General features: G+C 61.3%; 13 protein-coding genes. 5 read left to right on the forward strand and 8 right to left on the reverse strand.

The window, feature by feature from the left end; translation table 11 throughout:
• Positions 1 to 254: 254 nt before the first annotated feature.
• Positions 255 to 1,253: a sugar phosphate nucleotidyltransferase gene (locus ABD833_RS06350; protein ID WP_345071738.1), complete on the reverse strand. Its 999-nt coding sequence runs from the start codon at positions 1,251 to 1,253 to the stop codon at positions 255 to 257.
• A 200-nt stretch (positions 1,254 to 1,453) separates the two neighbouring features.
• On the opposite strand from ABD833_RS06350, the gene ABD833_RS06355 reads away from it, so the two are divergent.
• The 3 genes from ABD833_RS06355 (at position 1,454) to ABD833_RS06365 (ending at position 3,406) form a co-directional block, all read left to right on the forward strand.
• A complete protein-coding gene (locus tag ABD833_RS06355) occupies positions 1,454 to 2,032 on the forward strand; it encodes a LemA family protein (RefSeq protein ID WP_345071739.1) in 579 nt (192 codons plus the stop codon).
• 85 nt (positions 2,033 to 2,117) lie between these two features.
• Positions 2,118 to 2,573: a TPM domain-containing protein gene (locus ABD833_RS06360; protein WP_345071740.1), complete on the forward strand. Its 456-nt coding sequence runs from the start codon at positions 2,118 to 2,120 to the stop codon at positions 2,571 to 2,573.
• Positions 2,570 to 3,406 (forward strand): TPM domain-containing protein, encoded by an 837-nt coding sequence (locus ABD833_RS06365; RefSeq protein WP_345071741.1) that lies wholly within the window; start codon positions 2,570 to 2,572, stop codon positions 3,404 to 3,406. The genes ABD833_RS06360 and ABD833_RS06365 overlap by 4 nt, the downstream gene beginning before the upstream one ends.
• A gap of 181 nt (positions 3,407 to 3,587) precedes the next feature.
• Here the strand turns inward: ABD833_RS06365 and ABD833_RS06370 are convergent, their stop codons facing one another.
• The 4 genes from ABD833_RS06370 to ABD833_RS06385 form a co-directional block, all read right to left on the reverse strand.
• Entirely contained in the window at positions 3,588 to 3,881 is a 294-nt protein-coding gene (locus ABD833_RS06370) for a T9SS type A sorting domain-containing protein (protein WP_345071742.1), read from the reverse strand.
• Positions 3,882 to 4,334 carry a hypothetical protein gene (locus tag ABD833_RS06375; RefSeq protein ID WP_345071743.1) on the reverse strand — a complete coding sequence of 151 codons (453 nt, stop codon included), beginning with the start codon at positions 4,332 to 4,334 and terminating at the stop codon, positions 3,882 to 3,884.
• A 15-nt stretch (positions 4,335 to 4,349) separates the two neighbouring features.
• Positions 4,350 to 5,090, reverse strand: a complete 741-nt coding sequence (locus tag ABD833_RS06380) for a hypothetical protein (RefSeq protein WP_345071744.1) — start codon at positions 5,088 to 5,090, stop codon at positions 4,350 to 4,352.
• Positions 5,091 to 5,480: 390 nt separating this feature from the next.
• On the reverse strand, positions 5,481 to 6,197 hold the full coding sequence (locus ABD833_RS06385) for a hypothetical protein (protein ID WP_345071745.1): 717 nt from the start codon (positions 6,195 to 6,197) through the stop codon (positions 5,481 to 5,483).
• A 313-nt stretch (positions 6,198 to 6,510) separates the two neighbouring features.
• Here ABD833_RS06385 and polA point away from each other — a divergent pair, with 313 nt between their 5' ends.
• A complete protein-coding gene (gene polA, locus ABD833_RS06390; protein WP_345071747.1) occupies positions 6,511 to 9,384 on the forward strand; it encodes a DNA polymerase I in 2,874 nt (957 codons plus the stop codon).
• 59 nt (positions 9,385 to 9,443) lie between these two features.
• Here the strand turns inward: polA and ABD833_RS06395 are convergent, their stop codons facing one another.
• Positions 9,444 to 9,569: a hypothetical protein gene (locus ABD833_RS06395; RefSeq protein WP_345071748.1), complete on the reverse strand. Its 126-nt coding sequence runs from the start codon at positions 9,567 to 9,569 to the stop codon at positions 9,444 to 9,446.
• A gap of 686 nt (positions 9,570 to 10,255) precedes the next feature.
• Between ABD833_RS06395 and ABD833_RS06400 the strand changes: the two genes are divergently transcribed.
• Positions 10,256 to 11,290, forward strand: a complete 1,035-nt coding sequence (locus ABD833_RS06400) for a YpdA family putative bacillithiol disulfide reductase (RefSeq protein WP_345071750.1) — start codon at positions 10,256 to 10,258, stop codon at positions 11,288 to 11,290.
• A gap of 88 nt (positions 11,291 to 11,378) precedes the next feature.
• Here ABD833_RS06400 and ABD833_RS06405 read toward each other — a convergent pair whose 3' ends face one another.
• On the reverse strand, positions 11,379 to 11,849 hold the full coding sequence (locus tag ABD833_RS06405; RefSeq protein ID WP_345071752.1) for a lipocalin family protein: 471 nt from the start codon (positions 11,847 to 11,849) through the stop codon (positions 11,379 to 11,381).
• Positions 11,850 to 12,283: 434 nt separating this feature from the next.
• Positions 12,284 to 13,753, reverse strand: coding sequence for an SGNH/GDSL hydrolase family protein (locus ABD833_RS06410; protein ID WP_345071753.1), 1,470 nt, complete (start codon positions 13,751 to 13,753; stop codon positions 12,284 to 12,286).
• Between the last annotated feature and the right edge of the window lie 7 nt (positions 13,754 to 13,760).

Genomic DNA, 13,760 nt, shown 5'->3' on the forward strand with positions numbered 1-13,760 from the left:
TAAGAGCCGTCAACGGATGTTGCCCTGTGCGTACTGCCGGGAAGCCCGACAGGTTGTGGGGAACGGATGTAAGGCTATAAAATTTTATGGCAAAAACCGCATGTAGCCGCTGCTTCCCCTTCGAAGCCGGGCCCGCCCACCCGACAAAACTGTGCCACAACGCCAAAGCCCCACCGCCCTACTGATTCAGTAAAGCGGCGGGGCTTTGGGAAACGTCCCGCGCTCCGGAGCGAAATCGGGCGAAAGGAAACTGCCTAGCTGTAGTCGATTTCGGTGTTGTCGCCGATGTTCAGACTGTGGTTCAGGCCCCGGAACGAGGCGTCGGAGCCCACTATGCAGTCGTGCATCACGGCCTGGCCCAGCTCGCTGTAGGAGCCGATGATGGAATTGCTCAGGATGGTGTTCTTCACGATGGTCCGGTCGCCGATGGCGACGTTGGGGCCGATGATGGAGTGCGAAATCTGGCAGTCCTTGCCGATGCTGACGGGAGGAATGATGATGGTATCGGGGAACTCCGAGTACTGCCGCTCCAGAAACTCGGGGCGGTTGAGCAGGCGGGCGTTGGCTTCGAGCAGCGTGTCTTTGCGGCCGCAGTCGAACCAGTTATCTACCGAGGCCGTGGTCATCTGGGCCCCGTCGTTGATCATCAGCATCAGCGCGTCGGTAAGCTGAAACTCGTGGTGGGTGCGCTGGTCCTGCTCCACGATGCGCTCCAGGGCCGAGGCCAGCCACGCCGGGTCGTCAATCTTATACAGCCCCACCAGGGCGTAGTTCGACTTCGGAATCCGGGGCTTCTCCACCACTTTCGTCACCTTTCCCTTGGCGCCGATTTCGACCAGGCCAAACATGCTCGGGGTTTTCACTTCCTTCACCGCCAGCACGCTGCCCGGCAGTTGCAGCAGCTGCGGCAGGTCGACGTCCACGATGGTGTCGCCGAGCATAATCAGCACGCCGTCCTTCTCGTGGCGGAACGTTTCGCGGGCCAGCCACAGGGCGTGGCCGATGCCTTCGCGCGGCTCCTGCACCACGAACGTGGACTTCAGCTCGGGGTACTGGCGGCGCACATAATTTTCAATCTTCTCCCCCAGGTAGCCGATGATGAAGACGAACTCCTCAATGCCGGCCGCCCGCAGCCGGTCGATGATGTGGCCCAGAATGGTGTTGCCGGCCACGGGCACCAGCGACTTGGGCTGGGTATGCGTGTGCGGACGCAGGCGCGACCCAATACCAGCAACGGGAATAACAGCTTTCATGAACGGGGACGCTAGCAGTAAGTCCGCAAAGTAATCAATCATTGCGCAGCAACGCGCGCCACAACACAACTGCGACGACCTGAATGCGTACTTTGCAGCGCACCGGGCCGTGGCTTGGTCGTAACCCGCCGCGGGCCCTGCGGGTTTTCGCGCTTCCGCCGTCTTTCCCTTCCTTTCCCCAAATCCTATTTCTTTCCCCCATGAAACGTCTTCTTCTCTACTTCTTCGCGCTGGTGGTCCTGCTGTCCCAATCGTCGTGCGGCTACAACTCGATGGTGTCTAAAGACCAGGCCGTGAAAGCCCAGTGGGCCAACGTGCAGAACAGCTACCAGCGCCGCGCCGACCTGATTCCGAACCTGGTCAATACCGTGAAAGGCGCCGCCAACTTCGAGAAGTCAACCCTGACCGACGTCATCAACGCCCGGGCCAAAGCCACCAGCGTGCAGCTGTCCGCCGACCAGCTGACGCCCGAGAACATCAAGAAATTCCAGGAAGCCCAGAGTCAGGTGAGTGCCGGCCTGGGCCGTTTGCTGGCCGTGTCGGAGAACTATCCGGAGCTGAAGGCCAACGCCAACTTCCAGGAGCTGCAGGCCCAGATTGAAGGCACCGAAAACCGCATCAACGTGGAGCGCGGCAAGTTCAACGCCACCACCAACGACTACAATGCCTACGTGAAGTCGTTCCCCAACAACCTGTTTGCCGGCCTGTTCGGCTTTGCCGAGAAGCCGTACTTCGAAGCCGACGCCGCCTCGCAGAAAGCCCCGACGGTCCAGTTCTAAGTTCGTTTTTGGTTTTTGGTTTTTGGTTTTTGGCCTTTGTCGGCCGAAGCCAAAAACCAAAAACGAATAACCAAAAACCAACCACATGAACAACCCTCTCACCCCGGAGCAGGAGGCGGCGCTGGTCGCGGCCATCCGGCAGGCGGAAATCACGACTTCCGGCGAAATCCGGGTTCACCTGGAAGACTCCTGTCCCACTCCCGAGCCCCTGGACCGGGCGGCCCAGGTGTTTGCCGAGCTCAACATGCACAAAACGGCGCGGCGCAACGGCGTGCTGTTTTACCTGGCCTGGGATACCCGGCAGTTTGCCGTTATCGGCGACGCGGGCATCAACTCCGCCGTGTCGGACGAATTCTGGGAAATCACCAAGGAAACCGTGCTGGAGCAGTTTCGCCTCGGCAAATTCGTGCTGGGTCTGGAGCGCGGCATCAGAATGGTGGGCGAGCAATTGCAGCGCCACTTCCCCTACAACGCCGCCACCGACCGCAACGAACTCGACGACTCTATCTCGATTGGCGACGCCAAGCCGCCGCGCGTATGAACAACTCCCCCGTTTTACCGCCCCGCGGTCTTTGGCGCCGGCTGGTGCTGGTTTTGTTGCTGGTCATCGGCGCTCTGGTGCCGGGACGGGCGCAGGAATTGCCGCCGCGCCCCAACCCGCCGCGCCTCGTCAACGACCTGGCCGGGATGCTGCGGCCCGACGAGATTCAGGCCCTCGAGCGGAAGCTGGTGGCCTACAATGATTCCACGTCGTCCCAGATTGCCGTGGTCACCGTGGCCACGCTCGGCGACTACGAAATTGCCGACTACGCCCAGAAGCTGTACGAAAGCTGGGGCATCGGCCAGAAGAGCAACAACAACGGCATTCTGCTGCTGATAGCCGAGCAGGAGCACCGGGCCCGTATTCAGACCGGCTACGGCCTGGAAGGCGCCGTGCCCGATGCCCTGGCCAAGCGCATCATCTCCAGCACCATCGTCCCGGCTTTCCGTGAGAAGCAGTACTACGAAGGGCTGAACCGCGCCACCGACCAGCTGATTGCCCTGGCCAAAGGCGAGTACAAGGCTGACCAGGCGCCCCCCACCCGCGGCAGCAGCGACGACAGCGGCGGCGGCTGGAAGTTCTGGCTGATTATCGGCGCGCTGGTGCTGTTCATTATCCTGCGCAGCCGCGGCGGCGGGGGTGGTGGCGGCGGACGGCGCAGCGGCGGCTTCGGCGGCGCCATGATCCCACCCATCATCTTCGGTGATTTCCTCGGTGGCCGCGGCGGCTTCGGTGGCGGCGGATTCGGCGGCGGTGGCGGCGGCGGTGGGGGCGGCTTCGGCGGTTTCGGCGGCGGCAGCTCCGGCGGCGGCGGCGCCAGCGGGGAGTGGTAGGGCAGGATGCCTTTCAATATCACCGCCTGCCTTTACCCCAATCCGCGGGCGCGGCCGCCCTTTTCCTGGCAGGTCTTTCGGCGGGCTGCAGAACCTGACTATCCTGGTGTGGGATAAAGAGAAAATGAAGCAGCCACTTCAGGACGAGGTGGCTGCTTCGGGTAGCAGAGTACAGCGGTACTTACCGGTGCTCAATGCGGATTTGCTGCCGCCGGATTTCCTGGTTGCGTTGCGTGTGCAGGTAATACAAGCCCGCAGGCCAGCGGTGCGTGTCTATCTTCTCGAAGGGCGGGCCGCTTTTACCGCTATGCACGATCTGCCCCTGGCTGTTGTAGACAGTCAGCAAAACGCCGGGGGCCTGCTCCAGTACCAGCTCCGCGTCGGCCGGATTAGGATACGCCACCGTGGGTTCTGCCGGAGCCGTCCGTGGCAGCTGGCAGGGCAGACCATCAATTTCGCTGGTGCCGTATATCATCTACCCAAACCCCATCTGCCCCCCGCGGGAGTTGATAATTTCTACGCGCACGTAGGTGGCCTGGCCGGCCGCTGGGGCCAGCACCTGAAACTGGCCGATATTGCTGCCCTGATATACCTCATCGATAAACCAGGCCGACGTCTCCTCGCCCCGGGCATTGACGCGCGTCACCTCGAAGACCACCGGCATACCGGCGCAGACGTAGCCGTAGGGAGTAGCGGAGCTGCGAAACTCAGTGGTGCCGGCCCCAATCTGAAACCGCATTATGGCCGGGGCCGACGTAGCGCAGCCGGCGGAAGAAGCCGTTACCCGGACTTCTCCGTTCGGCAACAAGTTGTTGCCCGGCGCGGTAATGTCCAGATACGGCACGCTGGTGGTCACGGTGCCGCTGGGGGTCAGGTTGGCCGGCGAAACCGTCCACTGATAGCTGGTCGCTCCCGCTACGGGCGCCACCTCAAAGCGCCGGGTCTAGTTCAGGCACAGGTCGTAGTTGCTTACCAAAAAAACCGGCGTAGCAACTTCCGGCCGAGCCGTTATCACAATGCTGGGAGCCGTGACCGTGGTACTAGCCCCGTTGCGGGTGTATAGGGCACTCAGGGCCACAGTGCCGGTGCCCGTGCCGTTTAGGGACACACCCGGCGAAGCCGTGTTCAGGCAGCAGAAGGAACGAACGATACCGCTGGTGGTGAAGGTGTAGTTGCTGAAGCCCCCGCCACTGGGCACGCCTCCGCTGCTGGCCCGCACCTGCTGGGGCTCCAGCCGTTCGCCGCAAAATAAGCTGAACGAACCACCCTGCGGGCTACGGTTGCTGATGATGGTGAGCGTGGGCAGCGTGCGAACGATGGGCAACGTTTGCGGCAAGCTGGCCAGACGCGGATTACCGCGCCGCTCACCACATTCATAATCCACGGCCCGTACCCTGACCTGTCCACCCGCGTCGGCGGTGGTTCTTACCTGAATGGAGTTGGCATTGAAGCCATACATTATCTTTCCCGCGCCCGTGGATGCTGTGCCATCGGTGAGAAACACCCAGCCAGCGGGAATCGTCCACTCATAAGCATCCGCATAAGCCGTAGGCGAGACGCCCGGAAACGTTACCTGCGGCGTAGTCAGCGTGAGCGTGCTGATGTCGCCAAAAGCAATAGCACCCGAGGTGCTGCCGTTCACGGTTAGCGCCCCCGGCGTAGTGGTGCTCAAGGAGCGGACCAAGACATTCAAGTCATTAGGTGAACCGTTTATACTTGAATTTGAGCAATTGGCAACCGAAGCCTTTAGCCGGGTAATATTACTCGAAGTGGTTGGCATATTGTTCCAGGTAACCGAAACCACGTTACTAATCGAGGTGGTCTGATTTGTGCCCGTTACCACCCCTCCTTCAATCGTCCAGCTAATAGTACAGCCACTGAGGTTGGTATTTGGGGTAGTGGTTTGAAGTGAGTAGAGATAAGAAACCCCTGGGCAAACTGGTAAGCCAATATTGGGGTCAGTAATTCTCGTTGCTTGACCGAAGCTCTGGCTTGCCATACCAAGTAAAAGCAGCGACGGGAGTAGGACTCGTACAAATAGGTTCATAAAAGGCAGTTAGTGAGGTTAGAAGAATTAAAAACTGAAGTATGCTCCTACTAGTTGAACTGGCCGCCACAGCAGAGAAAAGGAGCTGCTCTTGTTGTAGACATAAGAAGTGCCATAGGGTGCCGTACCGGAGCTGTCCTGCTCATCTTTTCGCCTCTGATAAATGAGCAGCACCGCGCTTTCGGCAAACAGGGCTATCCGGTTCGTGACATGGTACTGTAAGCTCACGAACGGCCGAGCCTGCCCCTCCCAAATTGTGGCCGTCTGAATGAAGGTGGTTCGGACAAAGAGGTTGCCCGCAGCATTGCCCAGATTCTCATCGATGATTAGCTGGTCTTTTTTCTGGCTCCGCCCGGCACCTAACTCCGCCCCGTAGGCCCAGCCCCAGCGCCGGGTGATGGCCCGTTGCCATTCGTAGCCGACATAGAGGTTTACTCCGATGAACCGGGTGTAGGTACCCTCCCGGAGGCCGGGAAAAAAACCGGGAAAGGACCCAGGGTAATTGGCTGTATCGCGGTGGCTGTACCGACCCACCAGCCGCAGGCGCAGGGCTTGGTTGGGCTTCAGCTGCCGCTTGTAAATCAGCCCCAGCGGCAGGCTGCGGTTGTTTTTGAAAAAGCCATCGAGCACGGGGCTGGCCGTCAGGCCCAGCTGGTGTTTGTAGGTAGTCGAATCCGGCGTTTGGGCCGAGGCCAGGGTAGCCGTGGCGCACAGGGCCAGGGGCAGTGAGAGAAAGCGGAGCATAGAATATAAAAAGCATGAGGGGACGTTCAGGTGGGCAAAACTACTGCGTGAGCCCGAAGAGGCCTGCCGCTGGCTGAACGCCGCTGCAAGGATAGCGCTGGATCAGGCCGGGATAAAGGCCACTGTTCGGATAATTACGACTTGCATTTATTCAGTCGATTTCTGCATTTCACCCCTCTCCGTATTTTCAAAGCGCTGGCCTGCTGCGTCGTATAAGTCGGCTTCTGTTCCAGAGGGCACTTTCAGGCTGCTTTTGCGACGGCGAAAACAACCCCTATCCTTGTGCCGTTGCCTTCCGTACCTTCGTCTTACCATGACTGACACCGCCGCCGCCCCCCGCAAGCTCTTCCTGCTCGACGCCTTCGCCCTGATTTACCGCGCCCACTTTGCCTTCAGCAAAAACCCGCGCATCAACTCCAAGGGTATGAACACGGGGGCCATCCTGGGCTTTACCAACACGCTGGTGGAGGTGCTGCAGAAGGAAAAGCCCACCCACATCGGCGTGGCCTTCGACGGCCCCAAGAAAACCTTCCGCCACGAGCAGTTTGCCGCCTACAAGGCCCAGCGCCAGGCCATGCCCGAAGATATCGGCACGGCCCTGCCCTACATCAAGCAGATTATTCAGGCGTTTGATATCCCGATCCTGATCCTGGACGGCTTCGAGGCCGACGACGTGATTGGCACCCTGGCCCAGCGCGCCGAGGCCCACGGCTTCGAGGAAATCTACATGATGACGCCCGACAAGGACTACTGCCAGCTCGTCACCGACCGCATCAAGATCTACCGGCCCGCTTTCATGGGCAACGCGGCCGAAATCCTGGACCTGGACCACGTGCTGAAGCGCTTCGAGATTGAGCGCGCCGGGCAGGTTATCGACATCCTGGGTTTGCAGGGCGACGCCTCCGACAACATCCCCGGCATCCCCGGCATCGGCGAGAAAACGGCCAAAACCCTGATTCAGAAGTACGGCTCGGTCGAGAACCTGATTGCCCACGTCGATGAGCTGAAAGGCAAGCAGCAGGAAAACGTGCGCAACTTCGCCGAACAGGGCCTGCTGAGCAAGGAGCTGGCCACCATCCACGTGAACGTGCCCCTGCCCTTCGAGCCCGAAGCCCTGACGCTCAGCGCGCCCGACGAGGAAAAGCTCACGGCGCTGTTCGACGAGCTGGAGTTCCGGCAGCTGGCGGCCCGGGTGCTCAAAACCGCGCCCGTGCGCACGTCCGCCACGCCCATCAGCCCCGCTAAAGGCCGCAAGAACAGCGTCCCGACCGGCGCCGGCCACCAGGCCTCGCTGTTTGCCGCCCCGGCCGGCATCACGGAGTTTGTGGAGGAAGATGAGGACGCTCCCGGCGCCCCGGGCGGACCACGCCGCACCCTGGCCGAAGTGCCCCACCAGTATCACCTGATCGAAACGCCCCGGCTGCGTCAGGAGCTGCTCGAGTTCCTGCTGCGGCAAACCGAGGTCAGCTTCGACACCGAGACCACCGGGCTGGATACCATGACGGCCCGGCTGGTAGGGCTGAGCTTCTGCTGGCGGCCCGGCGAGGCGTACTACGTGCCCGTCCCCCAGGACGATGCCGCCGCGGCCCAGGCCCTGGTCGATGAGTTCCGGCCGTTTTTGGAGCACGCGGGCATCACCAAAGTCGGGCAGAACCTGAAGTACGACCTGACCATCCTCAAGCACTACGGCATCCGCATCGGCGGGCCCCTGTTCGACACCATGCTGGCCCACTACCTGCTGGAGCCCGACATGCGCCACAACATGGACGTGCTGGCCGAAACCTACCTGCACTACACGCCCGTGTCCATCACCGAGCTGATTGGCCCGAAAGGCAAAAAGCAGAAGACGATGGCCGACCTGCCGCCCGCCGACGTGTCGGACTACGCCTGCGAGGATGCCGACGTCACGCTGCAGCTCAAGCACGTCTTCGAGCCTAAACTGCAGGAGCTGGGTTTGCTGAAGCTGCTCAACGACGTGGAAAACCCGCTGGTGCCCGTGCTGGCCGACGTGGAGTACGAGGGCATCCGGATCGACTCGGCGGCAATGGGCGAGTACTCGGCCCAGCTGCAGGGCTACATCACGGAGCTGGAGCAGCAGATCTACGCCGCTGCCGGGCAGGAATTCAACATCGGCTCCCCCAAGCAGCTGGGCGAGGTGCTCTTCGACAAGCTGGGCCTGGGCGGGGGCAAGATCAGGAAAACCAAAACCGGGCAGTACGCCACGGGCGAGGAAATCCTGAGCGTGCTGGCCCCCGACAACCCCATTGCCGGTCTGATTCTGGAATACCGCCAGCTCACCAAGCTGCGCAGCACCTACGTGGAGGCCCTGCCCCAGCTGGTGTGCGAAGCCGATGGCCGCGTGCACACCTCCTTCAACCAGGCCGTGACGGCCACGGGCCGCCTGAGTAGCACCAACCCCAACCTGCAGAACATTCCGATCCGGACCGAGAAGGGCCGCGAAATCCGCAAGGCCTTCGTACCCCGCGACGCCGGCCACGTGCTCATCGCCGCCGACTACTCCCAGATCGAGCTGCGCATCATGGCCGATTTCAGCCAGGACGCTACCATGATTGAGGCCTTCCGCAACGGCATCGACATCCACAGCAGCACGGCCAGCAAGGTGTTCAAGGTGCCGCTGAGCGAGGTAGACAGCGAAATGCGCCGCAAGGCCAAAACCGTCAACTTCGGCATCATCTACGGTATCTCGGCCTTTGGCCTGGCCCAGCGCCTGAGCATTTCGCGCAAGGAAGCCGCAGAGATTATCGACGCTTATTTCGAGGAGTTTCCGGCCGTGAAGAAGTTCATGGATGCCAGCATCAACCAGGCCCGGGAGCAGGAATACGCCGAAACCCTGCTGGGCCGCCGCCGCTACCTGCGCGACGTCAACTCGCGCAACGCCACGCTGCGCGGCTTTGCCGAGCGCAACGCCATCAACGCCCCCATCCAGGGCACGGCCGCCGACATCATCAAGATTGCCATGATCCGCATTCACGCCTGGCTGGCCGCGGAAAACCTCGGTACCCGCATGATCCTGCAGGTCCACGATGAACTCGTCTTCGACGCGCCCAAGGCCGAAGTCGACTACGTGATTCCGCGCATCAAAGAGCTGATGATTGGCGCGTTGCCACTCAGCGTGCCGATGGAAGTGGAAGTAGGCACGGGCCAGAACTGGCTGCAGGCCCATTAGCGCAGCAGCCTGCTTTCTTATTTACTGCTCCCCGCTTACCAGCAAACGGTTAGCAGCGGCTACTGGCCGGCGAAGGTCAGCTTGACGGTGGCCGTTTCCGTGTCTTCTACCACTACGCCCTGCAGCACCATCTTCGCGTCCGACAGCTCGACGATATTCAGCTGGCCCGCCAGGCTGCCGCCCACCCCGGCGTTGGTCAGATAGAGCCTGGTCGGAGTTGATATCCCAGGTACCGTTCTGCACCTGCGGATCGGAGGTGCGGCACCGGGTTTTGCCCTCGTTCATGTCCCCCGCCCTGGTGCTGCCGAACCTGAGAAAATTGTCTTTCCCGCACTCTTCCGGATCCGCGTACATATCTTCCGTGGTGGTAGTGCCGCCATTGGTAACCGTAACGGCGGAGGCCGTCAGCTGCTCCGTTTTGCCGGGGGCTTTGTCGTCGTCTTTTTTGCAGCCGGTGAATGCCCCCGTCAGCAACAGGGCCGACAGGAGTAGTGAGTAATTCTTTATGGAATGAAGGAATAAGAATAGGACTTACGCAAAATGCTTTCACGCAGTGTTTCGCAGTGTTAAACCGCAGTGTTTCGCAGTGCGAGGACGTTAAACACTGCGAAACACTGCGGTTTAACACTGCGAAACACTGCGTGAAATGGCACCAGGAGGGTTTTGCGTAAGTCCTAAAGAAAAGAGAATTACGCCGGATAACGTAGTCAGGCGGCCAGGATTACCCTGATCAGGTAGGTCGGAAAAGCAGCTCCGGGGATAAAGGCGCCGATTTTTGGTTGCTGCCATACCCATCCGGCGGGCTGGTTGCGGCCCTGGTTACCAGCGGTGGATGAAACCCCGCCCCGCCATCGGTAGTTTAGCCGGTATTATGGCTGAATCAACTTTTCCGGCAATTTCCTCCTTCGACGCCGTAGTAATCGGGGCGGGTCCCGTGGGGCTGGCCTGCGCCCTGGAAGCGCAGCGGCGCGGCCTGCGCGTCTGCGTCGTCGACAAAGGCGCCCTGGTCAACTCCCTGGTAGGCTACCCCACCAACATGGAGTTCTTCTCCACCCCCGAGCTGCTCGAAATCGGCGGCTACCCCTTTCCCACCGCCCACTACAAGCCCCTGCGCGAAGATGCGCTGGACTACTACCGCCGCGTGGCGGTGGGCGAAAACCTGACGCTGCGGCTCTACGAGCGGGTGCTGGCGCTGGAAGGCGGGCCGGGCGCGTACGAAGTGGTCACGGAAAAAGGCCGCCTGGGCTGCCGCTACGTCATTGTCGCCACCGGCTTTTTCGACGTGCCCAACCGGCTGAATGTGCCGGGCGAGGAGCTGCCGCACGTGAGCTACTACTACAAGGAGCCCTACGCCCACGTGGGGCAGGACGTGGTGGTCGTCGGGGCCAAGAACTCGGCCGCCAAAGCCGCCCTGCAGCTGGTGCGGGCCGGCGCCCGGGTCACGCTGCTGGTGCGCGGCGCGGCCATCTCCGAGTCGGTGAAATACTGGATCCGGCCCGACCTGATTAACCGCATCGCCGAGGGCCGCATCCGGGCGCTGTTCAACACCACCATTCAGCGTATCGATGCTGAAGCCGTGCAGGTGCTGACCCCGGATGGCCCGCTGACGGTGCCCGCCCACTTTGTGTACGCCCTCACCGGCTACCACCCCGATTACCGCCTGCTCACGGCCTTGGGCATCGACACCCGCCCCGACGCGGCCCACACGCCGTGGCACAACGAAGAAACCTTTGAAACGAATCGGCCCGGGGTGTACGTGGCCGGCACCGTGTGCGGCGGCCTGAACACCAGCCGCTGGTTTATCGAAAACGGTCGTTACCACGCCGCGGTTATCGCGGCTCACCTGGCCGGAGCCGTGGCCCCGGCGCTGCCGGCAATCCAGCAAGCGGTGGTACTGTCGGCGTAAAAGCGGGCGGCGTCATCCCCAATAAAGCCCCGCGTCTGACCTCAGACGCGGGGCTTTATTGAGGTATCCAGGCAACCAGCCCGGCGAATTAAAACGCCGTAAACGTAATGGCAATCGTTTCTGCGGGGGTGGAGCTGTCGGTTTGCTTGATCTTCAGGGTCGACTCCGTCAGCTCGACAATCTCGTACAGCTCACCCGAAGTGCTGGTGGTGGACTCCTGAATCAGCAGCTTGTTGTCGCCGGAAGTAAGATCCCACGCCCCTTTAGATGATTGGGGGTCGGAGGTGCTGCAGCGGGTGGGTCCTTCATCGAATACCGTAGTCTTGTCGGTATTAAACTTCGTGAAATCATCTTTGGTGCAGCCCGGAACGGAGCGGTAGACATCTTCAATATCGGGGCCCACGGTATAGGTGGCCGCGGAAATACGCCAGTTACGGGCCGTCAGCAGTTCCGTTCTGGTTTTGGGCTTGGGTTCCTCTTTGTCCTTTTTGCAGGAAGTGAAAACCAGGGAGCTGGCCATGGTGGTCAGCAGGAGGGCACTCAGAGTAAAGCGTTTCATAAAAAAAGAGAAAGGATAAAAGATGAGACGAGTGGATGCAGTAGCCGGATAATACGCGCCAGGAAATCTATACAGGCAGATATCAGCTACTCCGGCACTCAAAGCTAAGTGTTTGGAAAGATTTCATAGCCCATTCCGCGCCTGGGCCACAGCAGGACTTACGCAAACCCATGTTCACCAAGCCCCGGCGGGGTGGCCTGTCGGCAGTAACTGCCTGCAACAGAAGACTAAAGCCCCCGAGGAACGGCACTTACCAGCACGGCAGTCGGGTGCCGCCCCTCGGGGGCTTTCTTCCGGATAGCCCCTGCTTTACGACCGATAGGCCGCCCCGCCGGGGCTGGTAAACGGCGCAGGAGCGTAAGTCCTACCTAAAAAAAGGTCCTTGCTCCAATTGAAGCAAGGACCTTTTTTTATACCGTAGCTATTCCGTTTCCTTACGGAAACTTCACGCCCCGGTAATCAGCCGGATTGAGCGCCGGTACCCGGGCACCGTACTGCAGGTTGGTGGCTTTGATTAGCTCATTGGTCACGATGGCGTAGCCCCGCGGGGTCAGGTGCACGCCGTCGAGCGAGAACAGGTTGCCGGAAATAAAGGACGTGGTGTTGCTCACGTTGTTGGTAACGATGCCCGAAGTGGTCACCTGCGCGAAGAACGTGTTGGCGTCGAATACGGCCAGGGATTTGCGGGCGGCGGCCGCGCGGATGGCGTTGTTCAATTCGGTGGTCCGGGCCGTGGCCAGGCCGATTTCAGACGCATCCAGCACCAGGTTATTCGGCAGGGGATTGGCGCTGGCGGCCAGGGCGGCCGGAATTGGAGCCGGCGCGCCGGGGATTACCAGGCCAACGCCATTGGGAAAGGGACTAGTGGCCGAGGTCGTATTAATAAAGGAGCTGGCCGGTAGCAGCAGCAGGTCACTGGCGGTAGCCTCCCGTACGGCGGCCGCACCCGTGGCACTGGTGCGAATGTAGAGGCCAAAGCGGGTACCCGCGGGCAAGGGCGAGCCGGCCGGCAGCCCCAGCTGGGCTACGATAACCGGAACCAGAGCGGCGGGAATGGGCGTGGCATTGATCCGGGCAATAACGGCCGCCGTGAGCACCGTGGTAAAGTACGGTGCGCTCGTCACGTTCGGAATGGTGACCAGCACCCCCTTGGCGCCGTTGACGGTCAGGGCATCCACCACCTGATTGTACCTGGTGGTGAAGTCAGCCACCGGCGTGAGCGGCGCGGCCGTGCCACCCGAGCTGGCATAGCCCAGCACGTCGTTGTTACCGAGCCAGTTGGTAAAGAACGTCGGCTTTACCGTGCTCACCCGTTCCTGCACGTATTGCAGGTAGGACGTCGGGCTGCCGGCGGGCAACAACCGCTCAAAGAAGTTATTAAAGCCAATCGGGTTGTTCAGCCCGTAGCCGGGGGTCAGCACGTCGGCAACCCGGATGCCGGGCACGCCCAGGTTCTGGTTGTCGGTGCCGGTGTAGCGGGTCAGCAGCTCGGTACGGCCGTCCAGACCTTTGCCCCGGCTCGTGGCCAGCTCGGTGGTTACGGGACGAATGATGGGTGAAGGCGTGGCCGGTGCCGGCGGGTTGGTGAAGCCTTCCAGGCGCAGGTAGCCCGAGCCGTTCTTTTCGCTGCTGGCGAACAGGGGCTGGGTGAAGTCGCCGCCGCCGGCCAGCTTGAACTGCTGGGCCAACAGGGCCGGATAGGAGTTCTGCTGGCCTTCCAGGTACAGGCCGTTGTCGGAGAAGCCGGCCGTCAGCGAGTTGCCCACGGCAACGTAGCGGGCGAAGTCGGCGGAGCCGGCACTGGGTTTGAAGTCAGCTTCCAGATCGGGCTGGCAGGCCGTGAGCCCCAGGCCCAGAAGCGCCACAAACGGCGCGATTTTGCGAAATACAGTGGTCGTATGCATGGGAATT

It is taken from the genome of Hymenobacter fastidiosus (genome assembly GCF_039539565.1).
GTDB lineage: Bacteria > Bacteroidota > Bacteroidia > Cytophagales > Hymenobacteraceae > Hymenobacter > Hymenobacter fastidiosus.

What these genes read in the sequence shown, in the direction of transcription:
- ABD833_RS06350 (WP_345071738.1), bottom strand. Translation starts at nt 1,253, where the DNA reads ATGAAAGCTGTTATTCCCGTTGCTGGTATTGGGTCGCGCCTGCGTCCG.
- ABD833_RS06355 (WP_345071739.1), top strand. Translation starts at nt 1,454, where the DNA reads ATGAAACGTCTTCTTCTCTACTTCTTCGCGCTGGTGGTCCTGCTGTCC.
- ABD833_RS06360 (WP_345071740.1), top strand. Translation starts at nt 2,118, where the DNA reads ATGAACAACCCTCTCACCCCGGAGCAGGAGGCGGCGCTGGTCGCGGCC.
- ABD833_RS06365 (WP_345071741.1), top strand. Translation starts at nt 2,570, where the DNA reads ATGAACAACTCCCCCGTTTTACCGCCCCGCGGTCTTTGGCGCCGGCTG.
- ABD833_RS06370 (WP_345071742.1), bottom strand. Translation starts at nt 3,881, where the DNA reads ATGATATACGGCACCAGCGAAATTGATGGTCTGCCCTGCCAGCTGCCA.
- ABD833_RS06385 (WP_345071745.1), bottom strand. Translation starts at nt 6,197, where the DNA reads ATGCTCCGCTTTCTCTCACTGCCCCTGGCCCTGTGCGCCACGGCTACC.
- polA (WP_345071747.1), top strand. Translation starts at nt 6,511, where the DNA reads ATGACTGACACCGCCGCCGCCCCCCGCAAGCTCTTCCTGCTCGACGCC.
- ABD833_RS06400 (WP_345071750.1), top strand. Translation starts at nt 10,256, where the DNA reads ATGGCTGAATCAACTTTTCCGGCAATTTCCTCCTTCGACGCCGTAGTA.
- ABD833_RS06405 (WP_345071752.1), bottom strand. Translation starts at nt 11,849, where the DNA reads ATGAAACGCTTTACTCTGAGTGCCCTCCTGCTGACCACCATGGCCAGC.
- ABD833_RS06410 (WP_345071753.1), bottom strand. Translation starts at nt 13,753, where the DNA reads ATGCATACGACCACTGTATTTCGCAAAATCGCGCCGTTTGTGGCGCTT.